5 protein-coding genes are annotated in these 12,572 nt (G+C 33.6%); all 5 read right to left on the bottom strand.

Annotated elements, in window-relative coordinates; genetic code table 11:
* Positions 1 to 15: 15 nt before the first annotated feature.
* Positions 16 to 1,191 carry a glycoside hydrolase family 88 protein gene (locus OD917_RS06320; RefSeq protein WP_263522708.1) on the bottom strand — a complete coding sequence of 392 codons (1,176 nt, stop codon included), beginning with the start codon at positions 1,189 to 1,191 and terminating at the stop codon, positions 16 to 18.
* Between the two features lie 260 nt (positions 1,192 to 1,451).
* Positions 1,452 to 2,972, bottom strand: a complete 1,521-nt coding sequence (locus tag OD917_RS06315; RefSeq protein WP_263522707.1) for a RagB/SusD family nutrient uptake outer membrane protein — start codon at positions 2,970 to 2,972, stop codon at positions 1,452 to 1,454.
* A 12-nt stretch (positions 2,973 to 2,984) separates the two neighbouring features.
* On the bottom strand, positions 2,985 to 5,987 hold the full coding sequence (locus OD917_RS06310) for a SusC/RagA family TonB-linked outer membrane protein (RefSeq protein ID WP_263522706.1): 3,003 nt from the start codon (positions 5,985 to 5,987) through the stop codon (positions 2,985 to 2,987).
* Between the two features lie 395 nt (positions 5,988 to 6,382).
* A complete protein-coding gene (locus OD917_RS06305; protein ID WP_263522705.1) occupies positions 6,383 to 10,477 on the bottom strand; it encodes a two-component regulator propeller domain-containing protein in 4,095 nt (1,364 codons plus the stop codon).
* Between the two features lie 427 nt (positions 10,478 to 10,904).
* Positions 10,905 to 12,536 carry a DUF4955 domain-containing protein gene (locus OD917_RS06300; protein WP_263522704.1) on the bottom strand — a complete coding sequence of 544 codons (1,632 nt, stop codon included), beginning with the start codon at positions 12,534 to 12,536 and terminating at the stop codon, positions 10,905 to 10,907.
* Positions 12,537 to 12,572: the final 36 nt, after the last annotated feature.

Here is a 12,572-nt window from a genome sequence, read left to right as displayed (position 1 = left end):
AACTTTGTCCTTTTGTTACTTTCTTCTAAGAAGTGCTTCTAGAAAATAATAATCGGCGTAAATTATTGGTTCATCAATTTCGTCATGTTTTGGCCAGTTTCCGGTACTGTGATCGAATAAGAAAGGTGCTTTAATTTTAGTATCTAAAATATATTGATCTGTTTGTACTGATGCCATCAGTTTATCGGCGAAAGCCAAATAATTTTTATTTTTGGTATAACTATACAATTCGTATAATCCTGATGCCATAACCATTGCAGCAGAAACATCTCGTGCCGCATTTGGAATACTAGGATCTTTAAAATCCCAATACGGAATTCCGTCTTCTGGCAGATTTTTATTTGTCATAAAATAAAGAGCTGTTCCTTCGGCTTGATTTAAATAAGCGGGATCTTTTGTGTATCGATACGACATTGTAAATCCATAAACTGCCCAAGCTTGACCACGCGCCCAAACCGAATCGTCATTGTAACCTTGAAGTGTTGTTTTCTTTCTAACTTCTCCTGTTGTTGGATTATAATCGATAACGTGATAACAGCTGTTATCTTCTCTAAATTGGTTTTTTAAAGTGGTGTTGGCATGTTGGATGGCAATGTTGCGATATTTTGGATTTCCAGATAATTTTGAAGCTTCAAAAAGCAATTCCAAATTCATCATATTATCGATAATGACAGGATAATCCCAAATTTCTTTATTGAAATCCCAAGAACGAATAGAACCCACTTTTGGATTAAATCTCGTGCATAAAGTTTCTGCGCCTTTAATAATTACCGCTTCGTATTCTTTTTTGTTTTCCACTTTCAGCGCTTCTCCAAAACTGCAAAACACTTTAAAACCTACATCATGCGAATTACTGTTGACACTTTCTTTTTTGCTAAAAGGTGTCCATTTTTGAGCTTGTTCTTTATACTTTGAATCGCCTGTTAATCGGTACAATTGCCAAAGATTTCCAGCAAAAAAACCGCTTGTCCAATCTCTTGAAGGCACTTTGCGAATCTCAAGAGTTTTAATATTCATACTTCTTGGCATCGACATCGAATCGGCTGGATAATCTAATAGCATTTTATAACGCGTTTCCAATTTTTCTGTCGCAGCTAAGGTATTTTTTGATTGAGAATTAATTCTTGATTTGCATGCTGTTACCAGCGATGCAAAACCAAGAATTAAAGAAATGGAACTGACATTCTTCATAATAAATATTTTGTAATCGTGATTTTTAGACGCGGATTGTACGGATTCGCTATCGCAAAAACACTGATTTACACGGATTTTTTATTTCACGCAGATTTAAAAGGATTTTGGCAGATAAAGCAGATTTTTTTTAAATCAATTTTTAATAAGCTTAAATATTTTTAAATCTGCGTGAAACCAAATAACGCGTTAAGTAATAAAAATCAGTGTAAATCCGCGCTTTTGCGATAGCAAACCCGTTTTATCCTCGTTCCGTATTATTAATAACCAGGATTATTTGGTTTTAAATTCGGATTAATAGCTAACTCAGTTCCTGGCAATGGCCATAAATAATCTCTGTTTGGATCAAAATTAGCATGTGGTTCTAAACCATTTGCGCCGAATACTTCTGGCCCAATTTTAAGTCTCTTAATGTCGTACCATCTAATGTATTCAAAAGCTAATTCTAATCTTCTTTCATCAATAACCATTTTTCTAAAGTCTGTTTGAGAAAGTCCTGGTGTTACATTTGCAGGAAAAGAAACCAATTTTCCAGCTTTGTTTCTTGCTCTTGCGCGAACGCGATTTACGTATCCGTCAGCTTCTATAGTTCCAGGATTAATTTCATTTAAAGCTTCGGCAGCAGTTAATAAAACTTCTGCATAACGCATTGTGATATAATTATGTTGAGAAGTTCTTCCGTTCGCGCCAGCTTTTCCCGGAAAACGGAAATATTTTGCAATATGTGGGCGAGGCGCTTTTTCGTTATCACTTGAAGGATAAATTTCTAGAGATCCGCCTGGTCCAGTTTTCTTTCTGATAATTGTATCAAAACTTACCGCTCTTCTGTAATCTCTCTGATCCCAAGTATTGAATACTTTTAAAGAAGGAACAGCAACCGAAAATCCTTGTCCATAGCTATAACTGTCATCTTTTAAAGATCCAGTGAAAAAAGCTGTATAATCCTGACCGTAATTTCCTGAAGTTAAGTTATTAAAATCAATTGTAAAAAGTGGTTCTTTTAATGAAGCTGCTTTTGTAGCGTTGAATAGATCCTGAAAATCGGCATCTAAACCTAAACCAAACTTAACTTCATTTGTAATGACAAATTTGGCTTCATCATAGGCTTTTTGAAAATTTCCTAAAGTCAGGTAAACAGAAGCCAAATATCCAGCAGCAGTACCTTTTCCCGGAACAGCTTTTACTTTTGGTTTGTCATCTAACCATTGTTTGGCAAATTCTAAATCGGCAATGATTTTTGGGTAAACGTCAGCTTCTTTTGTTTTACTTAAAGAATTAACTTGTGACACATCATTCACAACAAAATCTACATACGGAATATCACCAAAAAGACGAACCAAATGATAGTATGCAAAAGCTCTTGCAAAATGTGCTTGAGCCACAATAGCATTGACTTTTGCAGGATCTCCAGGTGTTTTCTTAGCACCTTCAATAGCCTGATTTGCTGCTGTGATAATGACATACGACTGAGGCCAAAAGTTTGAGACAAGCGCATTAGTATCATTCATTGACATATCGTTTACATCAATACGAGCTGCTTGCGTTGTTCTGTCTCCAATATCGGCCATATCATCACGAAGCATAAGGGCAATTGTAAATTCTCTTCCCCAATAATTATTGTGACCAATGTTAGCAAAAGCGCCATTTACAGCAGCCTGTAAATCGTCTGTATTGTTGAAAAAGTTTGCTGGGCGAATAATTCCTACTGGTTTTTCTTCCAGATCAGAACAGCTGAAAAAAGCGAATGTTCCGAAGCAAAGAAGAGCTATATATTTTTTCATAATTGTCTTAGATTAAAATTTTAAATTGAATCCTGCTGTAAATGTTTTTACGTTTGGATATCCTCCATAATCCAATCCTAAATTGGTATTACTTCTTGAGTTCGTGTCGTTTAAGTAGTTCGTTTCTGGATCTGTTCCTGGATAATCTGTAATTGTCCAAAGGTTTTGAGCGCTGATGTAAAAACGAACTTTGCTTAATCCCATTTTCGAAACAATTTTTTCATCTAAACTGTATCCAATAGAGATGTTTTTTAAACGGATGTAACTTCCATCATAAACAAATCTTGAAGTGATTCTTTTGGTTCTGGCTGCATTTGCAGGAACATTGGTGTCAGTATTGGTTGGTGTCCAAGCATCTAAAACTTCTGTGGTAGCATTGTTATTTCCAGAAGCCAATTCCATCAAAGTATAGTTTAAGATTTGACCTCCTTGTGAACCTTGAAAGAAAATGTTTAGATCAAGATTTTTATAGGTAAAATCATTGTTGAAACCGAAGATGAAATCTGGGTTTGGATTTCCGATGATTGTTTTATCTTGAGAATCCAGTTTTCCATCGCCATTGTAATCTCTGAATTTTTCTCCTCCTGGAGCCGTTTCAAAGTTTCCTGGTAAAACCGTTTCACCTTGCTGAATTACTCCATCATAAATGAATCCGAAGAAAGAACCAACTGGCTGTCCAACTCTCAAAATCTGCGATTCAGTTGCTAAGAAATGTCCTGGAGCAGAGTTGATCAAAAGATCTTTATTATCAGCCAATTTTAAAACTTTGTTTTTGTTAGAAGAAATATTAAAGTTTGTTGACCAAGTAAAATCAGCGCCAATAAAATTTCTGGTATTAATTCCTAATTCCCATCCTTTATTTTCCAATTCTCCAACGTTTTGAAGCTGAGAAGCAATGCCAGAAATTCCTGGAAGCGGTCTGTTAAACAATAAATCTTTGGTAATTGTTTTATAATAATCTGCTGTAATACTGATTCTGTTATCAAATAAACCTAAATCAATTCCGTAATCTTGCTGATACGAAGTTTCCCATTTTAAGTTTGGATTATCTAATGAAGTTAATTGCACCGCATTTGTAATCACATCACCGCTTACATAATAGATTTCAGAAAATCTCGAAAGAGTAGAGTAAGCCCCAATTGATGGGTTTCCTGTTGCTCCGTAACTAGCTCTTAATTTTAAGTTTGAAACCGTTTTGCTGTCTTTTAAGAAATTTTCTTTACTAATGTTCCATCCAATTGCTCCTGAAGGAAAAGTTCCGTATTTGTAGTTTTGACTAAAGCTTGAAGAACCATCTCGTCTAGCAGTAAACGTAAACAGATATTTATCGTCAAAATCAAAATTCAACCTTCCAAAAGCAGAAATCAATTCTGTTTCAGACAATCCAGAATCAGGTTTTAAGAAAACTGTTCCAGCGCCTAAATTTCTATAAGAGTTGGTATTCGTTAAAAATCCTCTTGAAGCAGCATATGAACTTTCGTTTTTATTTTTTTGGTATGAATAACCACCCAAAACTGTCAAAATTCCTTTTGAGATAATCTCACGTTTGAAAGTCAAATAATTCTCTGTCAAGAAAGAAGAGAATCTTGTGTTGTTTACTGAAGCTTCTCCTTTAATATTTTTTCCCGCAATTAAAGTTGACGGAATAAATCTTCCTGTTTGCGAATTATTATCGGTTAAACCTAAAGTAGTTTTAAAATCTAAATCTTTAGTAATTTGATATTGAGCAAAGAAATTATTTCGGTTTACGATAGAAACAGTTTCTAAAATATTTTCCATTGCTGTTGCGTACGGATTATCAATGTCGTCTCCAATTGGAGCAGTTGTAGTATAAGTTCCGTCTGCATTATAAATTCCTTTATCTGGCATAAAACGATAAGCCGATGCAATTACACCTGCGGCTCCAGTTCCTCCAGCGCTTGTCTGGCTCACGATTCCTTCTTTGTTTTGTTTGCTTGTGAAAGTATTCAAACCAACTTTTAACTTTGGAGATAAATCTGCTTCAAGATTGGCTACGATAGTGTATTTGTCAATTCCCGAATTAATTACAACCCCATTTTGATTGAAATACGTTCCAGAAACATAATATTTCACATTTTCAGAACCGCCGGAAAATGATAATTGGGTGTTTGAAATCATTCCTTCACGGTAAATTACATCTTGCCAATCTGTATCTGCTGGACCTTGTGTATGCGTAGTAAAACTTTTTCTGTAGGCAGCAAACTGGTCAGCGTTCAATAAATGCAATTTATTGTTTACAGATTGTACAGAAGTTGAATTGCTGAACTCAATTACTGGTTTTCCTGGCTTACCTTTTTTAGTAGTAACCATGATAACTCCATTTGATCCGCGAGATCCATAAATTGCAGTTGCTGAGGCATCTTTTAAAACCTCGATAGAAGCAATATCTTGTGGTGCTGGCATAGAAACACCCGCAAATCCGTCAACAACAATTAAAGCATCGCCACTTGCGTTAATAGAAGTCCCTCCACGAACTCTGATTTTTACAGGAGCTCCAGGTTCACCACCGTTATTTGTCATTACGGAAACACCCGCTGCACGGCCTTGTAAAGCTTGTTCGGCATTTAAAAGAGGAAAAGCAGTCAATTCTTTTGCCGTTACAGAAGAAACAGAACCAGTTATGTCACTTTTTTTACGAGTTCCGTAACCTACTACAATAACTTCATCTAGCGCTTTCGTATCTGGTTTTAAACTTACATTGATTACACTTTTTGTTCCAACAGGAATTTCAACAGTCTGAAATCCAACAAAATTGAAAACTAAAACAGCATTTTTCTCTCCAACAATTACAGTATAATTTCCGTCCATATCGGCAGCTGCGCCAACAGAGGAATTTTTGATATAAACATTTGCGCCAGGAAGTCCGAGTAAATCATCACTGGAAGTTATTTTTCCAGTCACTTTTCGTTCTTGCGCATGTATCACGATATTTACTAGTAAAAAAGATACCAGCAAACACCATTTAAACGATTTGTTTTTGTGGTTTGTAAACATTCATTTTTTGGTTTTAAGGTTAATAAGTTAGATAAAGTAGAAAAGCAATAAACTCATTCCGATTATGATAATGGCAAACAAAATTTGGAGTAAAAGGAAACTTGTTTTTTTGATTTTCATATCGCAAATGTAGAAGCCAAAAAAGAAATAGAAATACAAAAAAGGGTATCTAAAAATACAGATACCCTTTTTGAAGCCTTTTAAAACAGTGGATTATTTATGTAAGATGTGAAATGTGAGTTGTAAAATGTGAGTTGTAAAATGTGAGTTGTAAAAAGTGAAAAGTGAAAAGTGAAAAGTGAAAAGTAGAAAGTAGAAAGTAGAAAGTAGAAAGATTAGTTACCTCTAACATCTTACATTTGACATCTTACATTTGACATCTCACATTTGACATCTCACATTTCACAATTTAAAGATTTATAAAATTTGTCGGCGTATTGAGAAGGAGTTTCTCCATACTTTTTCTGAAAGCATTTGCTAAAGTATTTCGGATTATTAAAACCGACTTTATAGCTAATTTCAGAAACGGTTAATTTGTTTTGTTCTAATAATTGAGCGGCGCGTTTTAATCTTATTTCATGAATAAATTCGTTTGGAGTGCAATTGGTCCAAGCTTTAATTTTTAAAAACAACATGGTTCGGCTTACACCTAATTCGGAACAGAAAAACGGAATATCAAATTGCTCGTTGGAAATGTTTTCTTCTACAATTTTGAAAGCCTTTTTCAACAATTCTTCGTCTAAAGAAGAAACCGTAATTTCTGATGGAATAAAACTGTCTCCACTAGAAAACTTAATTTTTAAACGTTCTGTTGTATTCAATAGGTTTTTAACTCGAAGTCTGAATTCCATTAAATTAAATGGTTTACTGATATAATCGTCTGCACCGCTTTCTAATCCTTCAAATTTATAAACCAATGAAGATCGAGAAGTCAATAAAATAACCGGAATATGGCTAGTTTTGATGTTTTCTTTAATTTTAGAACACAATTCAGTTCCAACCATTTCAGGCATAATAACATCGCTTATAATTAGATTCGGAACAAATTTTAATGCCTTTTCTAAAGCGACTTTACCATTTTCGGCTTCAATAATGTTATAATCTTTTTTGAGAAGATTCTTCATGAATTTTCTCAAAACCTTATGATCTTCAACCAATAAAATGGTTTGTTTTTCTTCGTTTACAATTAGGTCTTCAATATCATCATTTTCAATGATTTCTGTAGATTCTAATTGTGCAGAATATTGCGCAATATCATCACTGATTTTAAAGTCAGGAATAATTTCGCTATCCAAAAGATGTTCGCGTCCAAGCGGTAAAGTCACTTTAAAAATAACACCGCCAGTTGTTTTATTGGTAACATCGATTTTTCCTTTATGAAGCTCGACAATATTTTTCACAATCGAAAGACCGATTCCGGTTCCTTTATTGTAATTTTTCTGGACTTGATTATGCGTCGGAATTTCAAAAAACAAATCAAAAATCTTATCAATGTGTTCTTCTGAAATTCCTACACCTGAATCTTCAATTTCAATAAAAAGATTTTGCTGATCGTGATTGATTTTAATGTGAATAGAACCGCCTTTTGGAGTATATCTAAAAGCATTCGAAATCAAATTATAAAAAACACGTTCGAGTTTGTAGCGATCATAATAAACCAAAATTTCTTCATCGGAAGTTTCAAAGGTATAATCGTAATCTCCGTCTTTGGCATATTCTATAAAAGATAAAAAGATTTCTTTGGTAAATTTGACAATGTTTCCATTTGCTGATTCTAGCGAAACTTGATGATTTTCTAATTTTCTGAAATCCATTAAACGGTTAATCAAACTTAGAAGATGATTCGCGCTTCCTTCAATAACCAAAAGCTTTTTGTACATTTCATTTGTACCATTATAATCGGCTAAAATTTGCTGTAACGGACCTAAAATCAAAGTCAATGGCGTTCTGAATTCATGCGAAATATTGGTAAAGAAATCCAATTTTAGTTTGTTGTTTTCTTCAATTCGCTGTGTTTCCAGATATTCTAATTCTAATTTTTGCTTCAATCTGGCTTTCGATTTCATAATCCAAATCAAGCCGTATAATCCTAAACCAATTATAATTCCGTACAATAAAAATGCCCAAATACTGCGCCAAGGAGCTGGATTTACAATAACAGTTAATGTTGTCGGATTTTTATTCCAAACCCCATCGTTATTTGCTCCACGAACTTCAAAAGTATAAGTTCCTGGATTTTGAATCGCAAAATTGGCTTCGCTATTTTTAGTTGTTGTCCAGTTATTTTCCAAACCAACCAAACGATAACTGTATTGATTATTTTTTGATCGAATGTAATTCGGAATTGCAAAATTGATTGAGAAATTGGCTTTGTCGTAATCTAAAGTAATCGTGTTGGTAAAACCGATGCTTTTCTCTAAAATACCATCTTTATCATGCGCATTAATAATTTCGTTTTTAATTTTCAAATCAGTAATTAAAAGCTGTGGAGCATAATTGTTCAAAGAGATTTTTGAGGCATCAAAAAATGTAGCGCCTGACGGACTTCCAAAGTAAAACTGATTCGAGTTTAATTTTAAAGCCGAATTATCATTAAATTCATTACTTGCCAAACCATCTTTCTGATCATAAATAACAACCGTTTTTTTAGATTGATTGTATTTTATAATTCCCTGATTGGTGCTGATCCATAAGTTTTTGGAATCGTCTTCTAAAATGGAATGAATAGAAGTGATAACGGTATTTCCGACTTTAAGACTAGTTTGATTGAATTTTTTCCCATCAAAATAATATAAACCTTTTGCTTTTGTTCCGACCCAGATTTTATTTTGAGAATCTTCAAATAAAGTCAAAATATCATCGCCTGATAAAGCCGAATGATCGTAAAAGAAATGCTGTATTTTATATTTCTTAGGATTAAAATTTTGAAGCGAAATACGATTTAAACCATTTTGTGTGCCAAGCCAAATTGAATTTTGTTTGTCGATCAAAATACTGCGAACCATATTATTAGTTAGAAAAGTAGGTTTAGAAATGTCATTTCCAATAATTTGAAAAGTTTTGTCTGATGTATTATAACGAATTAAACCTTTGCCAAAAGTTCCAATCCATAAGATTTTGTTTTCCGCTTTAAGCGAATAAACACCGCTCTCTTTTAATAAATCGGTTAAATCTGGTGCAATTCTGTTGTCTTCAATTCTTTTAGAAATGGTATTATATGCCGATAATCCTTTAGAGAAAGTTCCAATCCATAAAATATGATCCTCTGATAAAGACATGGCTTTGATATCATTTTTATGAGTTTGCCCCGTTTTGCTGTTGATGTAACTTACGGCTTCAGATTTTTTATTGTAAATGGTAATTCCTCCACCTTCAGTTCCAAAGTAAATATTATCGTTTTGATCTGCAATAATAGAACTTACAACATCAAAACTCATCGGAATTTTTTTTGAGGTTTGATTGTAATTAGAAAAATTAACATTAGAAACATCCCAAAGATTTACCCCTTTGTAATAACATCCAATCCAGATAGAGCCTTTTTTGTCCATAAAAACAGACTTTACCTTATCAATTCCGTTACTATTATTGCTGTTGTTTATTTTTTGAAGACTTTTATCTTGCCCTAAAATATAAATTCCATCATAAGCTCCAACCCATAAAGAACCTTGATTGTCAATTATTAAAGATCGAATATCAGTATTGATTTCGCTATACTTTTCATTTGATAAAAAAGAAACAAAAACTTTCTCTTTCTGATCAAATTTCAAAAGACCTTTGTTTTTTGTTCCAATCCATAAATCACCATTTTTATCTTCAATAACCGATTGTACATTTAATAAATCAGTAGTATTTAAAGCGTAATTTTTAAAGGATAATTTGCCATTTTTTCTATTTGTCAATTGACATAAACCTTTGGTAGTTCCAATCCAGATTTCGCCTTTTTTTGTCTTTAAAATTGTCAAAATATTATTGCTCGGAAGAGTAGAAACATCATCATCAGAATGAAAAACGGAAGTAAATAAGCCTGATTTTTTATTTAAAATCGTTAATCCTTTTGAAGTTCCGAACCACATTTCGCCACCAATTTCTCTAATGCTCCACACTGCATTATTGCTTATGGTATGATTGGCTTTTGTATGAAGGTATCTTGTAAAACGGTTAGAGATTGGGTTGTAGCAATTTAATCCGTTGTATGTTCCAACCCAGATTTTTCCTGAATTATCTTCTTCAATTGCCAAAATATCATTGTTACTGATAGAAAATTTATTTGAAGCATCATTTCGAAATATCGTAAATCGACTACCATCGTATTTGTTCAAACCGTCGCGCGTTCCAAACCACATTTGCCCAAATTTATCCTGATGTATAGCAATCACAGAACTCTGCGAAAGTCCGTCGGTTGTAGAAAAATTTTTAAGACGATATTTATTTTGGGAAAATAAGTTTCCGAAAATAAATACAAATAATAAAAGAGCTATTTTGAGTTTCATAGCGTTTGATTTTAGGTTCAAAGTTGAAGAGGAGCAGAGGTTCAAAGGTTTTTAACTTATAATGTAATCTCGCAAAGTCGCTAAAACGCAAAGGTTTCTCATTTTTGTCATTTCGACGAAGGAGAAATCACACGCGGGATTTGACAAAGATTGGCAATTCACTTTGTGGAGTTTCTAGTGTGATTTCTCCTTCGTCGAAATGACAAACTACACTTAATTTATTAATATAAACAAATATAACTTTGCGACTTCGCGTCTTTGCGAGATTATTTTTTTAAACACATAGGAACATAGAATTTTTCTTTTTTTAGTTCTATTGAAAAAAACTAGTTTTTCACACATAGCTTTACGTAAAATCTATGATTGTTAATGCAAGTGAAACGCCTTTTTTTGCGCTCCTAAAAACTATGTTTCTATGTGTTTAAATTTATTTTTTCAAACGTTTATTCAATTGATAATCGTACAAAGACGGAATTTTTTCTATAGGCATATTCAAAAGCTCAATATACGGATCAACGTCGTATTTGATTTCAAATTTAGTATTTCCATGAACACCAATAATTCTAGCCAAAGCACCATCTTTCATTCCGTATAATAAAACCGATTTTGATGCATCTGGATTTTCGACTTGTACATCTAAATTCCAAAACGTGCTGAAAGGTCCGTGTGAAGGTTTCCAATAATCTGCTCCGCCACCACCAAATAAAAGATAACTATTATTTTTATCTGGAGTAATATGAACAGTAATATTATCAAATAAATTTTGATGATTGGCACCCGAATGCTGATCTAAAAGCGGATCTGCAAAAATCTCACAATCCTGATATACATTTTTAGTTGAAAAAGTATTGAAACTCAAAGGATGAACAGCTGAATTGTAAATCTTTAGATTTTTAACCAAAACATTATGAACACCGCCTAAAGTTACGGTATAATGTGCTAAATGAGCCCCGTCAGTTGTAATATCTTGAATCGTTACATTGGCAACTTCTTCAGCTAGAATACCGCTATCGGCGTTAGTGATTTTTACATCTTTAACCCAGCTATTAAATAAACGAGTTAAGAAAATACCGTTATTTCCAGGCTCAACGTGATGTGCAACTCTCGGAATGTCAGGAAAAGTAAAGCGAAGATGTTCGATTCCAACTTCATTCAAATGTTTCCATTCCACGAATTGAGCTTCATAACTTGGTTTAATCGAAATGGTTAAAGGTGTTTTTAAAGTAATTTTTGAGCCTGAAATTTTAATAATCTGAACTTGTTGTCTCACAATAGGAAGTTTTGGAAATTTCCAGTGATGAGAACCCGGTTTTACTTTAGCTCCCTGATATAAATCTTTGATGATTTCTCCGTTTTCACCATCTTTATTAAACAATTGCAATTCGACAACATCGCCGACTTTCAAGCCTTTAATATCTGAAACGTTGATAATATGTTCACCTATTTTCCCAGAACTGACTTTCGCCAATGGAGCAGATTCGGGTTCATATTTATCCAAATACGATTTTACGCGTTCGCCAGGAACTTGTGTCCAGATAAAACCTCCCGACCAAGCATATTGCGAAAAAGGAAGATCAATATTGTTTTCAGCTTCTCGTTGTCTTTTATCGAAAGTGGTTAAATATTCACGTAATTCTGCCAGAACTTCAGGGTCTTTAAGATACATCATCGGTCTTGGACAATAGATTTCTGTTCCGTTTTGAGCAGAACCAGCGCCGCGAAGTACAAAATTGCTTCTTTCGATATAGAGAATATCGCTAAGAATAATTTTTCCTGCGGGTAATTGTAAAATTACATTTCCCTCAACTGAATTAGCAGCTTTGAAAGCTTTTAAAAGAGCTTTAGAATCATCTAACTCATCGTTTGCTTTAACGCCAAAATCTGTTGCATTAATGATTTTTCCATTAGTTTCAGGAATCTGGCTTTCGCCGAAGTGATAACCTGCATAACTAAAATCAGGTAAATAGTTTGTTTTTGAAGTAATAATTTTAGGTAATTCCTGCGCCAATATGGTATTCATAAAAAAGCCACAGGAGAGAATAATGGCTTGGCGAATCATGGTTTTTGTGGTTTTGTAGTTAGTTAGTTAGTTAGT

Source organism: Flavobacterium sp. SH_e (assembly GCF_025717045.1).
GTDB lineage: Bacteria > Bacteroidota > Bacteroidia > Flavobacteriales > Flavobacteriaceae > Flavobacterium.
The sequence above is the reverse complement of the archived record's forward strand: the minus strand, read 5'-3'. Positions and strand labels throughout refer to the sequence as shown.